Source organism: Roseibaca sp. Y0-43, assembly GCF_020667835.1.
Lineage (GTDB): Bacteria > Pseudomonadota > Alphaproteobacteria > Rhodobacterales > Rhodobacteraceae > Roseinatronobacter.
In genome coordinates, this window is sequence record NZ_JAFMPR010000001.1 from 320,900 (window position 1) to 343,180 (window position 22,281).

24 protein-coding genes and 1 other RNA gene are annotated in these 22,281 nt (G+C 64.2%); 16 read left to right on the forward strand and 9 right to left on the reverse strand.

The window, feature by feature from the left end:
• Positions 1 to 6 precede the first annotated feature (6 nt).
• Positions 7 to 1,449, reverse strand: a complete 1,443-nt coding sequence (locus J1C52_RS01570; RefSeq protein WP_227426161.1) for an exopolysaccharide biosynthesis polyprenyl glycosylphosphotransferase — start codon at positions 1,447 to 1,449, stop codon at positions 7 to 9.
• Between the two features lie 58 nt (positions 1,450 to 1,507).
• Positions 1,508 to 1,903: RNase P RNA component class A (gene rnpB, locus J1C52_RS01575), an RNA gene on the reverse strand.
• Positions 1,904 to 2,019: 116 nt separating this feature from the next.
• Here rnpB and surE point away from each other — a divergent pair.
• Genes surE through J1C52_RS01590 form a run of 3 tightly spaced genes read left to right on the forward strand, consistent with a single transcriptional unit; the run spans position 2,020 to position 4,651 of the window.
• Complete coding sequence (gene surE / locus J1C52_RS01580; RefSeq protein WP_227426162.1) at positions 2,020 to 2,805, forward strand: 5'/3'-nucleotidase SurE; 786 nt, start codon at positions 2,020 to 2,022, stop codon at positions 2,803 to 2,805.
• Entirely contained in the window at positions 2,802 to 3,458 is a 657-nt protein-coding gene (locus tag J1C52_RS01585) for a protein-L-isoaspartate(D-aspartate) O-methyltransferase (RefSeq protein ID WP_227426163.1), read from the forward strand. The genes surE and J1C52_RS01585 overlap by 4 nt, the downstream gene beginning before the upstream one ends.
• A gap of 56 nt (positions 3,459 to 3,514) precedes the next feature.
• Positions 3,515 to 4,651: a peptidoglycan DD-metalloendopeptidase family protein gene (locus tag J1C52_RS01590; RefSeq protein WP_227426293.1), complete on the forward strand. Its 1,137-nt coding sequence runs from the start codon at positions 3,515 to 3,517 to the stop codon at positions 4,649 to 4,651.
• A 10-nt stretch (positions 4,652 to 4,661) separates the two neighbouring features.
• Here the strand turns inward: J1C52_RS01590 and J1C52_RS01595 are convergent, their stop codons facing one another.
• Positions 4,662 to 5,147 (reverse strand): MarR family winged helix-turn-helix transcriptional regulator, encoded by a 486-nt coding sequence (locus tag J1C52_RS01595; protein ID WP_227426164.1) that lies wholly within the window; start codon positions 5,145 to 5,147, stop codon positions 4,662 to 4,664.
• Positions 5,148 to 5,408: 261 nt separating this feature from the next.
• Here J1C52_RS01595 and ectA point away from each other — a divergent pair, with 261 nt between their 5' ends.
• From ectA to J1C52_RS01620, 5 genes are all read left to right on the forward strand, one after another.
• Positions 5,409 to 5,951 carry a diaminobutyrate acetyltransferase gene (gene ectA, locus J1C52_RS01600; protein WP_227426165.1) on the forward strand — a complete coding sequence of 181 codons (543 nt, stop codon included), beginning with the start codon at positions 5,409 to 5,411 and terminating at the stop codon, positions 5,949 to 5,951.
• A gap of 68 nt (positions 5,952 to 6,019) precedes the next feature.
• The gene (gene ectB / locus J1C52_RS01605) at positions 6,020 to 7,300 is read left to right on the forward strand and encodes a diaminobutyrate--2-oxoglutarate transaminase (RefSeq protein ID WP_227426166.1); all 1,281 of its coding nucleotides are present in this window, start codon (positions 6,020 to 6,022) and stop codon (positions 7,298 to 7,300) included.
• Between the two features lie 5 nt (positions 7,301 to 7,305).
• On the forward strand, positions 7,306 to 7,692 hold the full coding sequence (locus tag J1C52_RS01610) for an ectoine synthase (protein WP_227426167.1): 387 nt from the start codon (positions 7,306 to 7,308) through the stop codon (positions 7,690 to 7,692).
• Between the two features lie 42 nt (positions 7,693 to 7,734).
• Positions 7,735 to 9,165 carry an aspartate kinase gene (locus tag J1C52_RS01615; RefSeq protein WP_227426168.1) on the forward strand — a complete coding sequence of 477 codons (1,431 nt, stop codon included), beginning with the start codon at positions 7,735 to 7,737 and terminating at the stop codon, positions 9,163 to 9,165.
• Between the two features lie 90 nt (positions 9,166 to 9,255).
• Positions 9,256 to 9,753, forward strand: coding sequence for a DUF523 domain-containing protein (locus J1C52_RS01620; RefSeq protein ID WP_227426169.1), 498 nt, complete (start codon positions 9,256 to 9,258; stop codon positions 9,751 to 9,753).
• Here J1C52_RS01620 and J1C52_RS01625 read toward each other — a convergent pair.
• The 3 genes from J1C52_RS01625 to ccmI all read right to left on the reverse strand — a co-directional run bounded on the left by J1C52_RS01625 (position 9,750) and on the right by ccmI (position 11,769).
• The gene (locus J1C52_RS01625) at positions 9,750 to 9,983 is read right to left on the reverse strand and encodes a DUF1289 domain-containing protein (protein WP_227426170.1); all 234 of its coding nucleotides are present in this window, start codon (positions 9,981 to 9,983) and stop codon (positions 9,750 to 9,752) included. The genes J1C52_RS01620 and J1C52_RS01625 overlap by 4 nt on opposite strands.
• Before the next feature lie 65 nt (positions 9,984 to 10,048).
• On the reverse strand, positions 10,049 to 10,477 hold the full coding sequence (gene ruvX, locus J1C52_RS01630; RefSeq protein ID WP_227426294.1) for a Holliday junction resolvase RuvX: 429 nt from the start codon (positions 10,475 to 10,477) through the stop codon (positions 10,049 to 10,051).
• A gap of 47 nt (positions 10,478 to 10,524) precedes the next feature.
• On the reverse strand, positions 10,525 to 11,769 hold the full coding sequence (ccmI, locus tag J1C52_RS01635) for a c-type cytochrome biogenesis protein CcmI (RefSeq protein WP_227426171.1): 1,245 nt from the start codon (positions 11,767 to 11,769) through the stop codon (positions 10,525 to 10,527).
• 217 nt (positions 11,770 to 11,986) lie between these two features.
• Between ccmI and J1C52_RS01640 the strand changes: the two genes are divergently transcribed.
• The 6 genes from J1C52_RS01640 (at position 11,987) to J1C52_RS01665 (ending at position 17,974) form a co-directional block, all read left to right on the forward strand.
• Entirely contained in the window at positions 11,987 to 13,234 is a 1,248-nt protein-coding gene (locus J1C52_RS01640; RefSeq protein WP_227426172.1) for a sarcosine oxidase subunit beta family protein, read from the forward strand.
• Positions 13,231 to 13,743, forward strand: a complete 513-nt coding sequence (locus J1C52_RS01645) for a hypothetical protein (RefSeq protein WP_227426173.1) — start codon at positions 13,231 to 13,233, stop codon at positions 13,741 to 13,743. The genes J1C52_RS01640 and J1C52_RS01645 overlap by 4 nt, the downstream gene beginning before the upstream one ends.
• Before the next feature lie 112 nt (positions 13,744 to 13,855).
• On the forward strand, positions 13,856 to 14,044 hold the full coding sequence (locus J1C52_RS01650; protein WP_227426174.1) for a hypothetical protein: 189 nt from the start codon (positions 13,856 to 13,858) through the stop codon (positions 14,042 to 14,044).
• A 36-nt stretch (positions 14,045 to 14,080) separates the two neighbouring features.
• Positions 14,081 to 14,404, forward strand: a complete 324-nt coding sequence (locus tag J1C52_RS01655) for a sarcosine oxidase subunit delta (RefSeq protein WP_227426175.1) — start codon at positions 14,081 to 14,083, stop codon at positions 14,402 to 14,404.
• Positions 14,401 to 17,415, forward strand: a complete 3,015-nt coding sequence (locus tag J1C52_RS01660) for a sarcosine oxidase subunit alpha family protein (RefSeq protein WP_227426176.1) — start codon at positions 14,401 to 14,403, stop codon at positions 17,413 to 17,415. Before J1C52_RS01655 ends, J1C52_RS01660 begins: the two co-directional genes overlap by 4 nt.
• The gene (locus J1C52_RS01665; RefSeq protein WP_227426177.1) at positions 17,408 to 17,974 is read left to right on the forward strand and encodes a sarcosine oxidase subunit gamma; all 567 of its coding nucleotides are present in this window, start codon (positions 17,408 to 17,410) and stop codon (positions 17,972 to 17,974) included. Before J1C52_RS01660 ends, J1C52_RS01665 begins: the two co-directional genes overlap by 8 nt.
• Before the next feature lie 43 nt (positions 17,975 to 18,017).
• Here the strand turns inward: J1C52_RS01665 and J1C52_RS01670 are convergent, their stop codons facing one another.
• Positions 18,018 to 19,316 carry a DEAD/DEAH box helicase gene (locus tag J1C52_RS01670; protein WP_370633217.1) on the reverse strand — a complete coding sequence of 433 codons (1,299 nt, stop codon included), beginning with the start codon at positions 19,314 to 19,316 and terminating at the stop codon, positions 18,018 to 18,020.
• 485 nt (positions 19,317 to 19,801) lie between these two features.
• Here J1C52_RS01670 and J1C52_RS01675 point away from each other — a divergent pair, with 485 nt between their 5' ends.
• Positions 19,802 to 20,008, forward strand: coding sequence for a cold-shock protein (locus J1C52_RS01675; RefSeq protein ID WP_227426178.1), 207 nt, complete (start codon positions 19,802 to 19,804; stop codon positions 20,006 to 20,008).
• A 52-nt stretch (positions 20,009 to 20,060) separates the two neighbouring features.
• On the opposite strand, the gene J1C52_RS01680 is transcribed toward J1C52_RS01675, so the two are convergent.
• A complete protein-coding gene (locus J1C52_RS01680; protein WP_227426179.1) occupies positions 20,061 to 20,381 on the reverse strand; it encodes an arsenate reductase family protein in 321 nt (106 codons plus the stop codon).
• 91 nt (positions 20,382 to 20,472) lie between these two features.
• Here J1C52_RS01680 and J1C52_RS01685 point away from each other — a divergent pair, with 91 nt between their 5' ends.
• Positions 20,473 to 21,069 carry a thymidine kinase gene (locus J1C52_RS01685; protein WP_227426180.1) on the forward strand — a complete coding sequence of 199 codons (597 nt, stop codon included), beginning with the start codon at positions 20,473 to 20,475 and terminating at the stop codon, positions 21,067 to 21,069.
• Here J1C52_RS01685 and ald read toward each other — a convergent pair.
• Positions 21,066 to 22,187, reverse strand: coding sequence for an alanine dehydrogenase (ald, locus tag J1C52_RS01690; RefSeq protein ID WP_227426181.1), 1,122 nt, complete (start codon positions 22,185 to 22,187; stop codon positions 21,066 to 21,068). The two genes, J1C52_RS01685 and ald, sit on opposite strands and share 4 nt — an antisense overlap.
• Positions 22,188 to 22,281 lie beyond the last annotated feature (94 nt).

Sequence of the window (22,281 nt, forward strand, 5' to 3'; positions counted from 1 at the left end):
TGCCCTTCAATGCGCATTCTTGCCCGACAAAACGGCAGGCACCGTCAGCGCCAGAATGCGCAGGTCCAGCCATGGCGACCATGCATCGATATAGTCCAGATCGCAGGCCAAACGGCGGCGAATATCCTCTGCCTGCGTGACCGCGCCGCGATACCCGCGCACCTGTGCAAGACCCGTAAGCCCCGGTTTGACCTTGTGGCGCGCGGCGTATCCGGCGGCAACGGCGGCGAATTCCATGTCGCGATTGCGCGCGCCAACGGCGTGCGGGCGGGGGCCGACCAGCGACATATCCCCGGCCAGCACGTTGAATAGCTGTGGCAATTCGTCGAGCGAGCTGCGCCGCAAGAAACGGCCAACCCGCGTGACGCGTGGGTCACCCTCTGTCACGGGCACGACCGCGCCATCGTCGCGCTCCGCGTGGTGCAGGCTGCGGAATTTGAGTGCGGTGAAGGGCGCGCCGACATAGCCTTCGCGCTTCTGGCGAAACAGGATCGGGCCGGGGCTGTCCAGCCGGATAGCCAGCGCGATCAGCGCCATGAGCGGAAGGGCCAAAAGCGTCAGAACCGCCCCGACCGACAGGTCGAAGCCGCGTTTGAACAGCGCGTCGCGCGCCCGCATGGGGCGGTCGAACAGGTCGAGAAGCGCCAGGTCGCCCAGCCAGCGATAGCTACGCGGGCGCAGGCCCAGCTTGCTGTCATGCGGGGCCAGCCGAATATCGACCGGCAGCACCCAAAGCGGCGCAAGGATTTGCAAGATCCGCTCTTCCGCGCGGGGCGGCATGGTCAGAACGATCATGTCCACCGGCTGCGCCCGCACAAAGGCCGGCAGATCGGCCATGCGCCCCAAACGCGGCACACCCAGTTGCACCGGCGGCGAGCGCGCGCCGTCGCGGTCGTCGAACAGGCCGAGGACATGCACGCCCTGCCCTTGCAGCGCCAGCAAGTGTTGCAATGTCGCGCGCGCCTCCGCGCCGCCACCGGCCAGCACCACGCAAAGCGCGATGCGCCCGCACCGCACGAGCGCGCGCGTCAGCCAGCGCAGGGCCAAGCGACAAAGCGCCGCCGACCCCGCCGAACAGCCCAGCAAAACAAGCCCCGGCACGGGCGAAGGCACAAGGACCATGCCCAGCGCGGCAAACACCGCGATAGCGGCCCAAAGCCAGATGCCGTGCGGACGGTCATAGCCGCCCAAGGGCGCGGCCCTGTCTGGCCGCGACATGAGCAGCCCCAGCCAAAGCCCGCTTGCCGCAAGCGAAAGGGCGGGCAGGATGGCAAGCAAGGGCTGCGCCCAAAGCCCAAGCCACAAGGCGCAAGCCAAGAGGCCGCCCAAGGCCGCCGCCCATTCGCCCGCCCGCGCAAGCGCGACCAATCGCGCCGGTGTGATCCGCCACCGCGCGATGCCAAGAGGCTCTGCCCCAAGGCCCAAGGACTGTGCCGGTGATTGCTGCATTCGCACCCGCCAAAACCGTTCGCCAGAACTTTAGGCGATGCCGGTTAAAGCTGCGTGAAGATGCGGATGGCCTGTAAGCCGGGTTCTGTCCGGGGGGCTTGCACCCCCTTGGATGACCATTCATCTGCCCCCGTGCTTGCGCGCGGGGGTCAAGCTGCCAACCCGGACCTCGGGCTGAAGCGGCCCTGCGGCGGTATCGCCCTGCGGCGACCGGACCCGCGCGAAGTCCCTATTCGGCATTGCTCCCGGTGGGGCTTGCCATGCCGGTCCGGTTGCCCGTCCCGCGGTGGGCTCTTACCCCACCTTTTCACCCTTGCCATGCGTGCATGGCGGTTTGTTCTCTGTGGCGCTTTCCCTCGGGTTGCCCCGGCCGGGCGTTACCCGGCACCGTCGCTTCATGGAGCCCGGACTTTCCTCGACGGCGCAAAGCCCCCGCGGTCATCCAGCCATCCGCATCGCCCTTGCGCATAAGCTGCGCGACCGCCCCGGTCAATGGCTTGCGCGCCCGCGCCCCCCTTGCCGCGCTGTGCGCCCTGCACTAAGCAGGGTGCAGGCAAATGCGGGGCAAAGATGCGAATTCTGGTAACGAATGACGATGGGATCAACGCCCCCGGTCTGAAGGTTCTGGAACAGATCGCGACCAATATCGCCGGGCCGGATGGCGAGGTCTGGATCGTCGCGCCCGCCTTCGAGCAATCGGGCGTCGGCCATTGCATCAGCTACACGCACCCGATGTTGCTGAGCAAGCTTGGGCCGCGCCGCTACGCGGCAGAGGGCAGCCCCGCCGATTGTGTGCTTGCCGGGTTTTACGATGTGCTGCAAGGCGCGCGGCCCGATCTGGTGCTGTCGGGCGTGAACCGGGGCAATAACGCGGCTGAAAACGTGCTCTATTCCGGCACGATCGGCGGCGCGATGGAAGCCGCGTTGCAAGGCCTGCCCGCAATCGCGCTGTCGCAATTCATGGGGCCGGAAACCGAAGATCTGCCCACGCCTTTCGACGCCGCCATCGGCCATGGCGAGGCTGTCGTGCGCGCGCTTTTGGACAAGGCACCGTGGGATCAGGACGATTACCGCCTGTTCTACAATGTCAATTTCCCGCCCATCGGGCGCAACGCGGTCAAGGGCAGCAAGGTCGTGCGCCAAGGCTACCGCAAGGATACGTTCTTCGGGGTTGAACCGCAGATGTCCCCCACCGGCCGGCGCTTCTTGTGGATCAAGGGTGGCCCGCAGCATATGCCCACGGCCCCCGGCACCGATGCGGCGGCCAATCTGGACGGCTATATCTCTATCACGCCCATGCGGGCGGACCTGACCGCCGATGACGCGCTGGACGATGTGCGAAAGGCGCTTGAATGAATGACGCGCCCGACCACCTGCCGGACCCGATGGAAGCGCGGATGCGTTTCATCTACACGTTGCGGTCGCGCGGGGTGACGGATACGCGCGTGTTGCAGGCGATGGAGCGGATCGACCGTTCGGCCTTTTTGACCGGCATCTTTCAGGAACGCGCCTACGAGGATACGCCCCTGCCCATTGCCTGCGGGCAGACGATCAGCCAGCCCTCGGTCGTGGCGCTGATGACAGAGGCGCTGGATGTCGGCCCGCGCGACAAGGTGCTGGAAGTGGGCACCGGGTCTGGATACCAGGCCGCGATCCTCAGCCAACTTGCGCGGCGCGTCTACACGGTCGAACGCCACCGCGCACTGGCCCGTCAGGCACAAGGCGTGTTCGATGCGTTGGGGCTGGCGAATATCACGGCCATCGTCGGCGACGGGTCTTTCGGCCTGCCCGACCAGGCGCCGTTTGATCGCATTATCGTGACTGCTGCTGCCGAAGACCCTCCCGGCCCTCTCTTGGCGCAACTCAAGATTGGCGGTATCATGGTGGTCCCGGTGGGCCAGTCGGATACGGTGCAGAACCTGATCCGCGTGCACAGGCTGGAAGACGGGTTCGAGTATGAGGAATTGCGCGCGGTGCGTTTCGTGCCCTTGGTCGAAGGGTTGGGCTAGTCCCGAACGCACAGAGCCGGAAGAGCCGCCGCGCCAGAGCAGAAGGTAACAGGATGATGCAATTCACACGCCCCGGATTGGTTTTGTCTGGCGTTGCCGCCTTGGGGCTCAGCGCTTGCGCGGGCTTTGACATGGACCTGCGCAATTCCGCGAACGGGTTCTCGACATCCGAAGCCGCGCGACAGGCCAGCGCCGACCGTCCGCGCCCCGATGCGCAAGGCATCATCACCTACCCGGATTACCAGGTGGTCGTCGCGCGCGGTGGCGACACGGTGCAAAGCGTGGCCCAGCGTTTGGGTCAGGACGCGACCGAATTGGCCCGCTACAACGCCCTGACCCCCGACACCACCTTGCGCGCGGGCGAGGTGTTGGCGCTGCCGCGCAAGATTGACGCGGGCGTGGCCAGCGGCCCGATTTCCGTGACCACCTTGGCCGAAACCGCGATCAACCGTGCCGAAACCGGGGCCGGCACCGCCGCCCCTGCGGCCCGCGTCGATGGGCCACAACCAACCCGGCACCGGGTCGAGCGGGGGGAAACCGCCTTCCAGATCGCGCGGCTCTACAATGTCAGCCCGCGCGCATTGGCCGACTGGAACGGGCTGAACCCGGAAATGGAAGTGCGCGAGGGCCAGGTCTTGATGATCCCGGTTGCGGCCCAGTTGGACCGTCCCATGCCCGAACCTGTCAGCGTTCCCGGCGAAGGCAGCCCGACGCCCCCGCCGCCATCGGCATCCACGCCCATGCCAGAGCCCGAACCGCCTGCCGCCGTGGCCGAGCAGCGCGCGCAAGAAGCGCGTCCGCCCTCGCCCGAGCTGGCAGAGCAACGCACCGAGGCCCCTGCCCCGACGGCTTTTGCCATGCCGGTGGATGGGCGGATCATCCGGGCCTATTCGCCCGGCCGTAATGACGGCATCGGGATTGCGGCCAGTGCCGGGACCGCCGTGCGCGCGGCGCAATCGGGCACCGTAGCCGCCGTTACGCGGACCACGACGGGCGTGAATATCCTTGTGCTCAGCCACGCGAATAACCTGCTGACGGTCTATGCCAATATCGACAATCTGAGTGTCGAGCGTGGCGCACGTGTCTCGCGGGGGCAATCCATCGCACAGGTTGCAGCGGGGGATCCCAGCTTCCTGCATTTCGAAGTGCGCAACGGGCAGGAAAGCGTCGACCCAATGCGCTACCTGAACTAGACCGCGTGCCTTAGGCGCGGGCGGCCGTGTCTGGAAGCGCTGCCTCGGCTGCCGGAAACGGGGTCGTGTTTTCCGCGTCGAACAACATCGACAAACGCTCTGTCGCGGCCAGAAGCATGGCTTGCTCCCATGGGGCAAGCTGGTGGAACCGCTTGGTGAAACGGTCATGCAGCGGGTCGGGGGTCTGGTCGATCAGTGCGCGCCCGGCATCGGTCAGGATAACCCAGACAGCGCGCCGGTCGGCTTGACGGCGCTCGCGGCGCACCAGCCCGCGCGCTTCCAGCCGGTCGATCTGCACCGAAATCGTCGCCTGCCCCACGCCCAGCGCGCGCGCGATATCGCGCGGCATCTCTTGCCCATTGCGGCGCAGGCTGTGCAGCACCAACAATTGCGCCTGCGACAGGTTGGATGCCTTCGCCATGGCGCGCTCGTTCCCTTCCAGCGTGTGCAGGATGCGGCGCAGGGCGATCAGGGTGTCGGATGAGCGTTCGAGCATGTCAGCCCCCTTCTACTAACCTCTTGTATTTGCACAGAGCTTGCCGAAAAGGCAAGCCAAAGCGCCGGATTAATTTGTATTTGAAAGTATTTTGACCGCAAAAAACTTAGCCTATCGAAGGAAATTTTCTCCGCGCCTACGGTTAAACATCATTTTATCAATAGTTTACCTAAAGCGGGGAAGAAAATTGCTTTGTCTTGCAATTTTCATAATCGAACTATATGTAATGCTCCAACGAAACAACGAGGGGCCATAGCAACCATGGCGAAAGACATACTGACCGAAGCGACGCCAACACAGGACTTGCTGCATCTGCGCAAGCCTACAAAGGCGGATGGCGCGGCAGTCTGGAAGCTCGTGTCCGAGTGTCCGCCGCTTGACCAGAACTCGATGTATATGAACCTTGTGCAATGCGACCATTTCGCGGAAACCTGCGTTCTGGCCGAACAGGGCGACAAGGTTCTGGGCTGGATTTCGGGCCATATCCCGCCCGATGCGCCCAACACGATCTTCGTGTGGCAAGTGGCCGTGCATTCCGATGCGCGCGGGCTTGGCCTTGGCAAGCGCATGTTGCGCGCCCTCTTGCAGCGCCCCGCCTGCGCGCAGGTGACGAAGCTGGAAACCACGATCACCCGCAGCAATGACGCAAGCTGGGGCTTGTTCCGCAGCTTCGCGCGCGACCGTGGCGCAAGCCTGTCGGACGCCCCTCATTATGAACGCGATGCCCATCTGGACGGGCAGCACGCGACCGAGCATTTGGTCTCAATTGACCTGCCACGCAAGCGCCTGCGTTTGGTGGCCTAAGCAAGCCGAAGGTGGCCGATCGCCGCCGCGCCTTGCTCTCCAACACGACATTTTTGAAAGGACGTCCCATGACCCATGGTTCCATGATTGATATCTATGCCCGCCGCGAATCTGAAGCCCGCAGCTATTGCCGCTCTTTCCCGGTCAGCTTCACTAAGGCGCAGAACGCCACAATGACGGGCGCGGATGGTCGCGACTACACCGATTTCCTGGCGGGCTGCTCGTCGCTGAACTATGGCCATAACGATGCCGACATGAAGGCCGCGCTGGTTGACCACATCATGGCCGATGGTGTGACGCATGGTCTGGACATGCACACCACCGCCAAGGAAGCGTTCCTGACCGCGTTCGAGGACATCATCCTGAAACCGCGCGGCATGGATTACAAATTCATGTTCACCGGCCCGACCGGCACCAATGCCGTCGAGGCGGCGATGAAACTGGCGCGCAAGACCACCGGGCGCGAGACGATCATCGCCTTTACCAACGGCTTTCATGGCATGACCATGGGTGCGCTGGCCGCGACCGGCAATGCCGGCAAACGCGCAGGCGGCGGTATGGCGCTGTCGGGCGTTGTCCGTATGCCCTATGAGGGCGCGATGGAGGGCGTGGACAGCCTTGCGCTGATCCGCGAGATGCTGTCGAACCCCTCTAGCGGCATCGACGCGCCAGCGGCCTTCCTGATCGAACCCGTGCAGGGCGAAGGCGGCCTGAATGCCGCCAGCGCCGAGTTCCTGCGCGGCTTGCAAGAACTGGCCCGCGAGCATGGCGCGCTGGTTATCATGGACGACATTCAGGCTGGTGTCGGCCGCACGGGTCCGTTCTTCAGCTTTGAAGGGATGGATGTGCAGCCCGACCTGATCCCGCTGGCGAAATCGCTGTCGGGCATGGGTCTGCCCATGGCGGGCCTGCTGATCCGCCCCGATCTGGACGTGTGGAAACCGGCGGAACACAACGGCACCTTTCGTGGCAACAACCACGCTTTTGTTACCGCCCGCGTGGCGTTGCAAAAGTTCTGGAGCGATGACGCGTTCCAGAAGCAGACCGAGGCTAAGGCCGAATTCCTGACCAAGCGCCTGCGCGAAATCGCAAGCCAGGTTCCCGGTGCTACACTCAAGGGGCGCGGCATGATGCAGGGCATCGACGTGGGCAGCGGCGAGATGGCTGCGTCCATCTGCGCCACCTGCTTCCAGCATGGGCTGATTATCGAAACCTCGGGCGCGCATGACGAGGTGGTGAAGGTGCTGGCACCGCTCACCATCCCGCAAGAGCAATTCGCCAAGGGTCTGGACGTGCTGGAAGCCGCCGTTCAGGTCCACGCGCCTGCAACTAAAATCGCAGCGGAGTAACACGCATGATTATCCGAGACTTTCACGAAGCCCGCAAAACCGACCGCCGCGTTGGCGCGCAGCGTTGGGAATCTGTGCGCCTTCTGTTGGCAGATGACGGGATGGGGTTCTCATTCCACATCACCACGATCGAGGCCGGGTCGGAGCATACTTTCCACTACAAGAACCATTTCGAAAGTGTCTATTGCGTCTCTGGCGAAGGTAGCATCGAAGATCTGGCCACCGGCGAGGTGCACGAATTGCGCCCCGGCGTGATGTATGCGCTGGACCAGCACGACAAGCACACCCTGCGCTGCAAGACCGAGATGGTCTTTGCCTGCTGCTTCAACCCGCCCGTGACGGGCAAAGAAGTGCACCGCGAAGACGGTTCTTACGCGCTTGAAAATTCCTGAAAACAGGGTGGCGGGGGTGAAAAGCCGCCCGCCGACATATCCATGACCCACACAGTCGAGAAAATCGGCGGCACCTGCATGAGCCGCGCGCCCGAACTGGTCGATGCGCTGTTCCTGCATGACAAGGACGCCGTCTATAACCGCATCTTCGTCGTGTCGGCCTTTGGCGGCATCACGAACAAGCTGCTGGAACACAAGAAAACCGGCTCTCCCGGCATCTATGCGCGCTTTGCCAATGACGACAGCGGCGCGGGGTGGGTGGAGGCGTTGCGCGACACTGCCGATGCGATGTGCGCGACCCATGCCGATATTCTGACCCATGACGGCGACCGCGAGCGCGCGGATGCTTTCGTGCGCGACCGCATGGAAGGCGCGCGCGCCTGTATGCTGGATTTGCAGCGCCTTGGCAGCTACGGCCATTTCCGCATCGACCAACAGATGATGACGCTGCGCGAGTTGCTGTCTGGCATGGGCGAGGCGCATTCCGCCTTCGTCACCACGCTGATGTTGCAACGCCACGGGGTAAATGCCCGTTTCGTGGACCTGTCGGGCTGGCGCGACGAGGAAAACCCGTCGCTGAAAGACCGCCTGACACAGGCCATGGCCGGGATCGACCTGTCGGCCGAGCTGCCCATCGTCACCGGCTACGCGCAATGCTCCGAGGGGCTGATGCGCGAATATGACCGTGGCTATTCCGAAGTGGTGTTTGCCCATCTGGCGGCGCTGACCAGCGCACAAGAAGCGATCATTCACAAGGAATTCCACCTGTCCTCTGCCGACCCCAAGATCGTGGGCGTCGAGGCCGTGCGCAAGATCGGCCGCACCAGCTACGACGTGGCCGACCAGTTGTCGAACCTTGGCATGGAGGCGATCCACCCCAATGCCGCACGCGTGCTGCGCCGTGCCGATGTGCCGCTGCGCGTGAAACACGCCTTCGAGCCGCATGACCCCGGCACGCTGATCGGCCCCGAGGGCGGCGCGCCCAACCGGGTCGAGATGATTACGGGCCTTCCCGTGCAAGCCTTCGAAGTGCACGAACCCGACATGGTCGGCGTGAAAGGCTATGACGCGACGATCCTCGAGGCGCTGACGCGTCACAACCTTTGGATCGTGTCGAAACAGTCGAACGCCAACACCATCACGCATTACATCGACGGCTCGCTCAAGGCGCTGCGCCGGGCCGAGCAGGAAGTGCTCAAGGCCTATCCGAATGCCGAGATCAGCACCCGCGCGCTGGCCATGGTGGCGGTGATCGGATCGGACCTGAGCGATGTGGCGGTTCTTGGCCGTGGGTTGCAAGCGCTGGACGACGCCGGGCTGCGCCCCTTGGCCGCGCAGCAGGGTCTGCGCCGGGTCGAGGTGCAGTTCATCGTGCCGCGCGACGCGATGGAAGATGCGGTCAAGGCCCTGCACGACGCCCTCGTGACCGACGCCGAAAGCAAAAAGCCCGCAACCAAGTTGAAAGCGGCGTAAGACCGCGACAGATCGACCTGAGCGGGGCGCGTGGATCACCACGCGCCCTTTTTTCTGGTGCAAGCCCAAGCCAGCGCTATGCTGGCCCGCATGGAGCGCATTCTTGTATCCGCCTGCCTGCTGGGCCAGCCCGTGCGCTATGATGGCCGCGCCAAACCTTCTGGCGCCGACGCCATTCTACAGCGCTGGACGGCAGAGGGACGGATCGTGCCCATCTGCCCCGAATTGGCTGCTGGCCTGCCCACCCCGCGCCCCGCGGCCGAGATCACGGATACAGGCGGCGGCGCGATGGTCCTGTCAGGGCTCGCGCGGGTGATGGACGCAACCGGTGCGGATGTGACCCAAGCCTTTCAAAGCGCTGCGCAGTTGACCGCCGCGCTGGCCGCACGCCATGGCTGCCGCCACGCGGTGCTGACCGATGGCTCGCCGTCCTGCGGGTCGGGGTTCATCTATGACGGCACGTTTTCCGGCACGCGGGTCGCAGGCCAAGGGACAACAACGGCGGCGCTGCGCGCGGCGGGTGTGACGGTCTGGTCAGAGCGGGACGTTGCTGCGCTCGACGCCATTCTGGCGCAGGACCGGGTTTAGTCCAGATAGCGCACCCGCGCCCGACCGCCGCGCCGCTTTTTCAGCTCTGGCGCGCGAGACGGCAGCTCGTCCATGATCGCGCGACGTTCTTGCGGGGTCATACGGGACCATCCGGCAATTTCATCCAGACTGCGCAGGCAGCCGGTGCACAGCCGTGCCTCTGGATGGATGATGCAGATCTTGACGCAGGGGCTTTCCACCTCTTGGCGTTTCCAAATCTCGTCTGTCATGGGGTGGTCCTGAAGCTGCGTCCTACCGAGATAAGACAGGTTTCGCCCGAAAGGAAGCCACCGCTTTAGCCGCGCCGCAGCACCGCCAGCCGATCCAGCGCGCCTTGCAGGATCACGCCGGCCGCGACATGGTCGATCACCTCGGCCCGTTTGCGGCGCGAGGTGTCGGCTTCCAGCAGCGCGCGTTCGGCGGCCACGGTGGACAGACGTTCGTCCCAAAACCCGATGGGCAGGTCCGTCAGCCGCGACAGGTTGCGCGCGAAGGCGCGGGTCGATTGGCAGCGCGGCCCTTCCGACCCGTCCATGTTGCGGGGCAGGCCAAGGATGATGCCACCAATCTCGCGCGCGGCGAGGATGTCCAGCAAGGCCGCCGCATCCACCCCGAATTTCTTGCGCCGGATGGTTTGCAAGGGCGAAGCGATGGACAACATCCGGTCCGACACCGCCACACCGATGGTCTTGTCGCCCAGATCCAGCCCCGCAACCGCGCGCATGGGTGGCAGCGCCGCCGCGAAATCGGCGATGTCGTCGTGAAGCGTGCTCACTCGGCGGTCAGCCCCGCCGCGCGAGCCGCGTCGTTGATAAGTTGCAGCGCAGCCGCGTCAGCGGCGAAGATCGTGCGCGCCTCTTGCAAGATCGCGCTTGCCTGCTCGCGCCGCTCGAGCACGCCCATGGCGCGCAGAAGCTGCGCCCAGTCTTGTGGCGGACCACCTTCGTTTGCCAGCCGCGCCAACAACCCGTCGACCATGCCAGCGATCATCTGCTGGCGCTCTTCGGGGGTCATGTCCTGCGCGGCCTCTACATCGGCGGCAGAGGGGCCACGCCCACCGGGGGGCGGCGGCAATTGGTAGCGCGGGGCACCGGAAATCTGCGCAAGTTCCGGCAGGGCCGCGCGGATCTCTTCCAGCCAAGGCGAGTCCGGGGTGCTGACATCGTGCAGCCGCCGCCACAGACGGAAGGTCAGGTCGGGCCGCCCGGTCTGGGCATAGAGCCGGCCGGAATAATACAGCGCAATCGGGTTTTCCGGATCGCTGCGCAGGATGCGTTCGATCACGGCCTCTTGCTCGGGTGAGACGATGCCACCGGTCGCCAGCGCCATCAGGTCCAGCAGATAAGCCAGCTCGTCCACCGGCACACGCTCGCCCGACAACTCTATCACGCGCAACTGCGCTTCGATTGCCGCGCGGAAATTGCCAAGGCGCACTTCGTTCTGGGCCAGCAGGCGATAGCCTGTAATGTCCTCTGGCCGCGACACGAGGGCCGCGCGCAACTGCTCGACCATCGGCTCCAACTGGTCGCGCCCCTCGAAATTGAACGGGCCGGGGAAGGCTTCGGCATAGCTTGCCTCCAGCTCTGCCTGACCAGGGCGGTCTGCGCGCGCCTGTTGCGCCTGTGCATGACGCTCCAGCAAGGGCATGTCGGGATAGTTCGGCACGCCGACCCAGAAATACACGCCCACGCCCACCAGCAGGACCGCAACGACACTTCCCGTCATGACCATGCGCGGGCCAGAACCGGTTGCCTGCACATCGCCCCGCGCGTCGCGGTCCAGTTCCAGGATACGCCGCTTCACTTCCAGCTTGGTGCGCTCGGCCTCGTCTGCCGGGATGATGCCGCGCGCCAGATCGCGGTCGATCTCTGCCAGCTGGTCACGGTAGACGCGCATCGCGCGCTCTTGCCCATTGGCGGCAGCGGCATCCCTGCCCGCGCGCAAGACCGCGCGCCACAGCACCGCGCCCACCATCAGCACCACCAGTGCGAACCCAGCGATCTGGCCAATCGTCATTCGTGCAGCCCTTCCCGTTTGCGTCTGTGTTCTGTAACCTTCCCAAGCGGCGCGAAAAAGCGAAAACGGGTCACAGCCGCGTCAGCGCCCCCCATGTTGCGACCATGCGCCGCGCCAATCGGGCGATTTCGGTTTTCGCCCGCAACATGACGTTTCTGGATAACAACCCAAGGCGCGGCTGGTCCAGAAGTCAGCCATAGCCTTGGAGTGCGCGTCCATGAAACACTATTCCGCCTTCGCCATCGCCAGAGAGGCGTTTCGCCAGCACACGGGCTGGGGCCGCGCCTGGGCCAGCCCAGAGCCGCGCAAATCCTACGATGTCATCATCGTCGGCGCTGGCGGGCATGGCCTGGCCACGGCCTACTACCTCGGCCATCGCTACGGCATCAAGAACGTCGCGATCATCGAAAAAGGCTGGCTGGGCGGCGGCAACACGGGCCGCAACACCACGATCATCCGGTCGAACTACCTGCAAGACCCTTCGGCCGCGATCTACGAGAAATCGCGCTCCTTGTATGAGACAATGAGCCAAGACCTGAACTACAACGTCATGTTCAGCCCGCGCGGCGTGATGATGCTGGCGCAGACCGAACATGAAAAGCGCGGCTACCTGCGCACCGAACGCGCCAATGCCCTGCAAGGGGTAGAAACACGCTTCATCTCGCCCGCCGAAGTGAAAAAGCTGGTCCCCATCATCAACCTGGACGGCCCGCGCTACCCGGTGCTGGGTGCGCTGTGGCAAGCGCGCGGCGGCACCGCCCGGCATGATGCGGTGGCTTGGGGCTATGCGCGCGCTTGTTCCGCCATGGGGATGCATGTGATCGAGCAATGCGCGGTCACGGGTGTGACATCCGAAAACGGCATGGTCACGGGCGTGAACACCACCAAGGGCCATATCGGCTGCAACAAGCTGGGCATCGTGGTTGCGGGCCATTCGGGCGCGCTGGCCGATATGGCGGGCTTCCGCCTACCAGTGGAATCGGTGGCACTTCAAGCGTTGGTGTCGGAACCCATCAAGCCCTGCATGGATGTGGTCGTCATGGCCAACACCGTGCATGGCTACATGTCGCAATCCGACAAGGGAGAGATGGTCATCGGCGGCGGCGCGGACGGGTTCAACAACTACACCCAGCGCGGGTCTTGGCACCATATAGAGGAAACCGTCCGCGCGCTGGTCGAGACGTTCCCGATGATTTCACGCCTGAAAATGCTGCGCCAATGGGGCGGGATCGTGGACATGACCGGCGACCGCTCGCCCATCATTTCCAAGACGCCCTTGGGCAATTGCTTCATCAATTGCGGCTGGGGCACGGGCGGGTTCAAGGCCACGCCGGGGTCGGGCTATGCGATGGCCGAACTGGTCGCCAAGGGCGAGCCAGGACCGCTGGCAGAAGCGTTCAGCATGTTCCGCTTCCGCGAGGGCCGCTTCATAGATGAGAGCGTGGCGGCGGGGGTGGCGCATTGAAACAGAACCCATTTGACAGTATCCGAGACGACTTTGACTTCGCAATTGGGGTTTTCTTTGTTTCCATTATTGCGGCCAACCTTGTAGCGTTCTCTTTCGGCAATTCTGATGCTTTCCAGAGGCTTGGCGGCTATTGGATTGCCTGTGCACTCCTAGCATTCGTCGGCCTTAAGTCTCTACTATTACTCACGAGACTAGGGCTTGAGGGCAAGATTGACCTCAGCCCGGAGAATGAGGCCAAGATCAAAGCGATAACCTTCGCGGATGAAAAAGGTTGGCTGAATTACATGGATGATAGAGGCCAAGTCTACGAAACTCCGCTCATGAAACGCGAAGAGATAGCGCAAGAATTGCGTCGTGTTGACGATGGTTTATCACCGTTTTTTATGATTGCCGAGTTGCTGATCGTTTCATTCGCCACGCTGCAAAGTTCCTACGGTGACTGGTTGTTTTGTGCAGTTCACGGTTGGGATAGTGACAGATGCTTCACCACTGGAGTGGCAGGATGAACGAACGAGCAATCATCTGTGCAGGCCATTTTCCGCGCAATTCCGCCGCCTTGGGGGTGACATCGCGGTGCTCGTCCCTATCTCTGGTCCAGACGGAACAGAGGACAGTGCCATGCGTTTTGCCTTTATCACCCGATTTGCCGATGCCCTGCTGCGCAACCCGCAGCGTGTGGCGGGCCTTGCCTTTGGGATCATCATTCCGCTTCTGGTCGCGGGGCTTGTCCTCGCGCCCAAGATCGGCGGGTTGTCGGACACGCATATGTCCAGCGCCCCGCAATCCTACACCATTCCCGTCGAATAAGGCGCGCTGGCCTGCGCGCCCCATGAAAGGCGCGCCATGCTATTGCTGACCTGCCCCTGCTGCGGCGTCACCGCCGAGGAAACCGAATTCGCCCCGGGCGGCGAAGCGCATCTGAAGCGCTTCGGACCGGGGTCGTCGGATGCCGATTACGAATCCTACATGTTCAACCGCAAGAACCCGCGCGGCGTTCATTTCGAGCGCTGGCGGCATGCCTATGGCTGCGGCAAGTGGTTTCTGGCCGCGCGTTGCACGATGACGCTGGAAGTGTTCGGCACCTACCCCGCGCAGACCGTTGAACCGCCCGCCGAGATTGTCGCGGCGATCAAAGCCAAACGCCCGGAATGGGAGGGGTTCGCATGAGCCATCGCCTGAAAACAGGCGGTCGCCTGATCGACCGCAGCCGCGATGTGAAATTCACTTTCAACGGAAAGCATATGAAGGGCTTTGCCGGCGAGACGCTGGCGGCCTCGCTTCTGGCCAATGGCCAGACGCTGCTGGGCCGGTCGTTCAAATATCACCGCCCGCGCGGCATTGTCGCAAGCGGCGCAGAGGAACCGAACGCGCTTGTCGGGCTTGGAAAAGGCGACCGATATGAGCCGAACCAGCGCGTGACCACGACCGAGGTGTTCGACGGGCTGACCTGCGAGACACAGAACCATTGGCCCAGCCTCGATTTCGACCTGCTGGCGGTGAACAGCCTTGTGCCGCAATTCCTGACAGCGGGGTTCTATTACAAGACCTTCCTGCGCCCGCGCGCCTTTTGGAAGCATGTGTATGAACCGGTCATCCGCAAATCTGCTGGCTTGGGCAAAGCACCCAGCCCAGATGCGCGCGACCCCGACAGCTATGAACAGATTTACGCGTTCTGCGATGTGCTGATTATCGGCGGCGGGATCGCCGGTCTGCAAGCGGCGCTTTCCGCCGCTGAAACGGGCGCGCGCGTGGCCCTGTGGGAGCAGACCGCGCATTGGGGCGGTCGCGCGCCGGTGGATGGCGTGACCATCGACGGGCAGGATGCGGATGCGTGGGTCGCCGCCACCATCGCCAAGCTGGAAGCCATGGACAACGTCCACCTGCGCCTGCGCTGCATGGGTGCGGGGGTGCATGACCACGGCTATGTGCTGGGCTACGAGCGCGTGTCGGACCACGCGCCCGGCACCGACGCCCCCCGCCACCGCCTGTGGCGGATGCGCGCGGGCCAGATCGTGACCGCGACGGGCGCGATTGAACGGCCGCTGTCTTTTGCTGGCAATGACCTTCCCGGCGTGATGCTGGCCAGTGCCGTGCGCGACTATGTCGTGAATTACGCCGTGTCGCCGGGGCAGTCCGTGGTTGTCGTCACGAATAATGACGACGCCTATCGCACCGCCATCGCGCTGCGCCAAGCGGGCGTGGGCGTGCCCGCCGTGGTAGATGCGCGGGCAGAGGCAAACGGCCCGCTTGTGGCAGAGGCCCGCGCGGCGGGGATTACCGTTCTGACCGGCAAGGGCATTCGCAAGGTCAAGGGCGGCAAAAAGGTCACTGGCGTCGAGATCTGCCGCATCGACAGCAAGGGCACCGCCTTTACCGAGGTTTTCGACTGCGACGCGGTTGCCATGTCTGGTGGCTGGTCGCCGGTCGTGCATCTGTGGTCGCATTGCGGCGGCAAGCTGGTCTGGGACGACACGCACCACTTCTTCCGCCCCGATGCCAGCCGCCCGCCCTTGGGCGCAGATGGCGCGGGCTTCGTGCGCGCCTGCGGGTCCGCCGATGGGGAAATGGGTGCGGTCCTGATGGGCGCGCATGAGGCGGGTCTGGCCGCCGCCAAGGCCACCGGGGCCAGTGGCACCCCCCCTGCACCGGCAACCGACCAAGTGCCCGACATGGCCCCGATGGATGCCGTCTGGATGATGCCGCGCAACGCCGAATATGACCTGCGCATGAAGATGTGGCTGGACTACCAGAACGACGTCAAAGTCTCTGACGTGCAACTGGCCGCGCGCGAAGGCTACCAAAGCGTCGAACACACCAAGCGCTACACCACGCTTGGCATGGCGACCGACCAAGGGAAGCTGAGCAATATCAACGGCCTGGCAATCCTGTCGGACGCGCTTGGCCAGCCCATCCCCGCGACTGGCACCACCACCTTCCGCCCGCCTTATACGCCCATTTCCATCGGCGCGATCGCGGGCGGGGCGACGGGGCCGGTGTTCCAGCCCCTGCGCCGCACGCCGCTTTACGACTGGCACGCGGAAAACGGGGCCGATTGGGAACCTGTGGGCCAGTGGCGCCGCCCCTATACCTATATCCGCGCGGGCGAGGATCGGCACAAGGCGGTGAACCGCGAAGTCACCAATGCGCGCACGAATATCGGGCTGCTGGATGCCTCGACCCTCGGCAAGATCCTTGTCAGCGGGCCGGATGCGGGGCGCTTCATGGACATGCTCTACACCAACATGATGAGCACGCTCAAACCCGGCAAATGCCGCTACGGGCTGATGTGCAACGAAAACGGCTTCCTGATGGATGACGGGGTCGTGGCGCGGCTGTCGGACGATGCGTTCTTGGTGCACACCACCTCTGGCGGGGCAGATCATGTGCATGGCTGGATGGAAGACTGGCTGCAATGCGAATGGTGGGACTGGAAGGTCCACACGGTGAACCTGACAGAGCAATTCGCGCAAATCGCCGTGGTCGGCCCGAAAGCGCGCCAGCTTCTGGAGCGTTTGGGCGGGATGGATGTCAGCCGCGACGCGCTGAAATTCATGGAATGGTCTGAGGGTCGCTTGGGCGGGTTCGACGCGCGCGTGTTCCGCATCAGCTTTTCGGGCGAGTTGAGCTTCGAGATTGCCGTGCCGGCCTCGCAAGGCCGCGCCTTCTGGGACAGGCTGCTGGCGGAAGGGGCCGATCTGGGCGTCATGCCCTATGGCACCGAGGCGCTGCACATCCTGCGCGCCGAGAAGGGCTTCATCATGATCGGCGATGAAACCGATGGCACGGTCATCCCGCAAGACCTGAACCTGAACTGGGCAATCAGCAAGAAGAAGGACGATTTCCTTGGCAAGCGCGGGATGGAGCGCGAAGCAATGGTCCATCCCGACCGCTGGAAGCTGGTGGGTTTGGAAACGCTGGACGGGTCTGTCCTGCCGCATGGCGCTTTGGCCGTGACGGGGGGCAAGACCGCCAACAAGCAGGCGGAAACCGAGGGGCGCGTCACCTCGACCTATTACTCTCCCACCCTGAAGCGCGGGATTGCCATGGGGCTGGTGCGCCACGGGCCCAACCGCATGGGCGAAGTGCTGGAGTTTGCCGGGCCAAATGACGCCCGCATCAAGGCGCGGATCGTGGACCCGGTGCTTTATGACAAGGAAGGGGCAAAGCAAGATGTCTGATATGGCTGTCAGCGCCCTGCCCGGCGCATCTTACGCAGGCTTTGTCACTGTCGCGGAAGCGGGCTTGCGCGGCATGATTTCGCTGCGCGGCGATGTGGCGGCGGGCTGGATGACAGATGCCGTGGTTGCCGCCACGGGCTGCGCGATCCCGGCCCAGCGCCGGGTAGAGCGCGCGGGCGACATGGCTGTGGCGTGGATGTCCTATGACGAGCTGCTGATCCTGTGCGACTATGCGGCAGCGCCCGCACTTGCCGCGAAACTGGGCGACCTGCTGTCGGGACAGTTCGCCACCGTCGCCAATGTGTCGGACGCCCGCGCGGTGTTTACCCTGACGGGCGCACAGGCAGGCGATGCGCTGGCCAAGCTTTGCCCGGTCGATTTCGGCACGCTGCGCGAAGGCGACATACGCCGCACCCGCGCGGCCCAAGTGGCCGCCGCGATCTGGGTGTCGGGGCCAGAGGAAATGACCTTGGTCTGTTTCCGGTCTGTCGGGCAATACATGTTCTACCTGTTGTCGCGCGCGTCGGCACCGGGCTCAGAGCCAAAGCTCTACGCATGACGCATTGAAAAAGGCGCGAGGGGATGCCCTCGCGCCTTTCGCATTATCCGAAGCGACGGCGTTTCTGCCCGCCCGCGCTCTTGGGCTTGCCGTCACGGGGTGCACCCGCCGCTTTCGGCTTGTCACCACGCGCGCCACCGCCTTGCGGCTTACGGCGCTGCTGCGGTTGGCCACGCTTGCGCTGTTCGGCCCGTGCAGGCCCGGCCAGTTCGGCAGACCACGGCACGCCGCCTTCTACCTTCATGCTGATCTTCATCAGCTTCTCGATGGCGCGCAGGTCTTCCATCTCGGCGGGGGCGCAGAACGCGATCGCGCGGCCCGACGCACCGGCCCGCGCGGTGCGGCCAATGCGGTGGACGTAGTTTTCCGGCACTTCCGGCAGGTCGTAGTTATAGACATGCCCCATATCGGGAATGTCGATGCCGCGCGCGGCCACGTCGGTCGCGACCAGCACCTTGATCTCGCCCGCGCGGAACGCGGCCAGCGTGCGCTCGCGCTGGCCTTGGCTTTTGTTGCCATGGATCGACCCGGCCGACAGGCCCCAGCTATTCAGCAGTTTCATCAGCTTTTCGGCACCGTGCTTGGTGCGCGAGAAAACCAGCGCCAGCTCGTCCGTGTGCTGCTTCAGATAGCTCTCCAGCAGTTTCGCCTTGTCGCCCTGTGACACGAAATGCACCGACTGGTTGATCTTGTCGGCGGGCTTGCCGGGAGCGGCGACCTCTATCCGCTCGGGGCGGTCCAGATAGGCGGCGGCAATCTCGTTCATCTGCTTCGACATGGTGGCCGAGAACATCAGCGTCTGACGCTCGCGCGGCAGCAGCGCCGCGATCTTGCGCAGCGCGTGGATAAAGCCAAGGTCCAGCATCTGGTCGGCCTCGTCCAGCACCAGCATCCGGGTTTCCGCCAGCGTCAGCGCGCGGCGGTCCAGCAGGTCCAGCAGGCGGCCGGGGGTAGCGACCAGAATGTCGGTGCCCTTGGCCAGTTTCTGGATCTGCGGGTTAATTCCCGCGCCACCCACGACGCGCGTAACCTTTACGGGCGATTTCAGCGCAAAGGCGTTCAGCGTCTCGGCAATCTGGTTCACCAGCTCGCGCGTGGGCGCAAGGATCAGCGCTTGGGTGGTTTTGGGGTTGGGACGACCCGCACCCAGCACTTCGTGCAAGATGGGCAGGCCAAAGGCCAGCGTCTTGCCGGTACCGGTCTGCGCCAGCCCCAGCAGGTCACGGCCCTGCATGATGACGGGAATCGCGCGCGCCTGAATCGGGGTCGGCTTGTCCAGCCCCTGGGCCTCTAGCCCGGTATTCAGAAGCGGGCGCAGCCCGAACATGGAAAAATCAGTCAAGATACGTCCTTTCATGGCACGCTTGCGCGGCCAAAATGCCCCATTCCATTGGGGACGGTTGGGGGCGCCCATATCGCAGGCGCCGCCCCCCACGCGTGATGTCGGGAAGCTGGGTTTGGGGCATTGTGCCCCCATCGCAAACCTTGTCAGTGCTCACGCGGCACGTTTGCGGTTGATTGGCAGATGCGCGTCATGGGCTGAAAAGTCAAGGACAAAGCCGCCAGACATGCAAAATGCACCAGAATCAGAACATGTTAAACGCAGGGTATCGCTGCCGCAAAAACCCGCTTTGCCGGTGGCGCAGCCCCGGAAAGACGGGTTTTTGAACGAAAACCTTGCGTTTTCGTTTGGCTGTGGCACCATTTTAGACGGGATGACAGACTTTCTACCACGGCCCTTTGCGTCTGCGACAGCCGATACGGAAGACCTGGCTGAACGCCCCAGGGCAATACCGCCTTGGGACAGACTGAACGAGGAGATGCTGTATGCCAACCGGCACAGTAAAGTGGTTCAACACGACCAAGGGTTACGGGTTCATCGCCCCCGACGATGGCGGCAAGGATATTTTCGTGCATATCTCTGCTGTCGAACGCGCGGGGCTGACCGGCTTGGCCGACGATCAGAAAGTCGGCTACGAGCTGCGCGCAGGCCGCGACGGGCGCGAATCCGCGAGCGACCTGAAATTGCTCTAGGCCCGCACAGGGCGGGCGTGGCCGGTAAGCTGGCCGCGCCCCTCTTGCTTTCTTAGACGCCCAGCGCTTTCTGGGTGTCGGCTTTCCACCCCAGATACCACGCACCGTTATGCTGGATCACCGGGCGCTTCATCAGCGTCGGGTGCGCGGCCAGAAGCGCGCCTGCGTCTTGCGCTTTTTCCTCGTCCGACAGGCTGCGCCAAGTGGTCGAGGCGCGGTTGACCAGCGCATCCCCGAATTCCGCGATCAGTTCGGCGCGTTCCGCATCTGACAGCGGGTCGTTGCGCACATCGCGGAAGGTGGCGTCGGGCAGCGCTTTGATGGCCTTGCGGCAGGTGTCACAGGTCTTGATGCCAAGAATGGTTGTCGTCATGCGGTCGCCTCCATGTTTGCCGTGGTATGCCTTTGCCGCAAGCAAGGGGCAATAGGCTTGGCCCGCCCGCCGCGACGGGCTAAAGCAAGCCATGGCAAAGCTCTATTTCCATTATTCGACCATGAACGCAGGCAAATCCACGATCCTGCTGCAAGCCGCGCATAACTACCGCGAGCGCGGGATGGTGCCCTATCTGCTGACCGCCAAGCTGGATGGCCGCGCGGGGCAAGGGCGGATCGCGTCGCGCATCGGGATCGGGGCGGATGCAGACACATTTTCCGAAAACGACGATTTGTTCGACATGCTTACCACACGCCAAGCGCAAGGCCCGGTTGCCTGTGTTTTCGTGGACGAGGCGCAATTCCTCAGCCCCGCCCAAGTCTGGCAACTGGCGCGCGCGGTCGATGACCTGCACCTGCCGGTCATGTGCTACGGCCTGCGCGTGGATTTCCGGGGCGAACTGTTCCCCGGTTCCGCCACCCTGCTGGCCTTGGCCGATGAAATGCGCGAGGTGCGCACGATCTGCCATTGCGGCAAGAAGGCCACGATGGTTGTGCGCATGGGCGAAGATGGCCGCGCCTTGCGCGATGGCGCGCAGGTGCAGATCGGCGGCAATGAAACCTATGTGGCCCTTTGCCGCCGTCATTGGCGCGAGGCGATGGGCGACCGCCCCGCGCCCGCGGATTAAGCGGCCTTCAGCAAGGTCTCTGCCGGGGTCACATCAAGGTTCAGCGCCTTGCCCACCGCGCCATAGGTCAGACGACCGGCATGGGTGTTCAGCCCGGCCAGCAGGTGCGGGTCATCGGCACAGGCTTGCCGCCAGCCCTTGTTGGCAAGCGCCAGCATGAACGGCATGGTCGCGTTGCCCAAGGCCAGTGTCGAGGTGCGCGCAACCGCGCCCGGCATATTGGCCACGCAGTAATGGATTATCCCGTCCACCTCGTAGATCGGGTCGGCATGGGTGGTGGGGCGCGAGGTCTCGAAGCACCCGCCCTGGTCGATGGCCACGTCCACCAGCACCGCCCCCGGCTTCATATCGGCCAGTTGCGCGCGGGTCAGCAGCTTCGGGGCCGCCGCACCGGGCACCAGCACCGCGCCGATGACCATATCCGCCTCTGCCACCAGCTCGGCTGTGCGCGCGGCGCTGGCATAGCCTGTGCGGAAGCTCTGGCTGAACACATCGTCCAGGTAGCGCAGACGCGGCAGGGACAGGTCCAGCACCGTCACATCCGCGCCCATGCCCGCAGCGATACGCGCCGCATGAGTGCCGACGACACCGCCGCCCAGAACCACGACCTTGGCCGGGCCGACGCCGGGCACGCCGCCCATCAGCACGCCGCGCCCGCCATTGGCCTTTTGCAAGCTCCACGCGCCCATTTGCGGCGCCAGACGCCCCGCCACTTCGGACATGGGCGCCAGAAGCGGCAGCCCACCATTGCGGTCTGTCACGGTTTCATAAGCAATCGCGGTCACGCCGCTGTCCAGCAGGTCGCGGGTCTGCGCCGGGTCGGGCGCGAGGTGCAGATAGGTGAACAGCACTTGCCCTTCGCGCAACTGCTTGCGCTCGACGGCTTGGGGTTCCTTGACCTTCACCACTATGTCCGATTGCGCGAATATCTCTGTGGCACTCTCGGCAATCGCGGCACCTGCGCGGGTATAATCGGCATCGGTGAATCCGGCCCCCGCGCCCGCGCCCGCCTGCACAAGCACTTCATGGCCCGCGCGCACCAGTTCCTGCGCGGCGGCGGGCGTCAGGCCGACACGGTATTCCTGTGGTTTGATCTCGGTTGGGCATCCGACGCGCATGGGTGATCCTCCTGTGTTTGCTGGTGACAGGATGATCGCGATTGCACGAAATGTGTTTGCAAATATTCGGGTATGATGCGTAAGCTGCGAATAT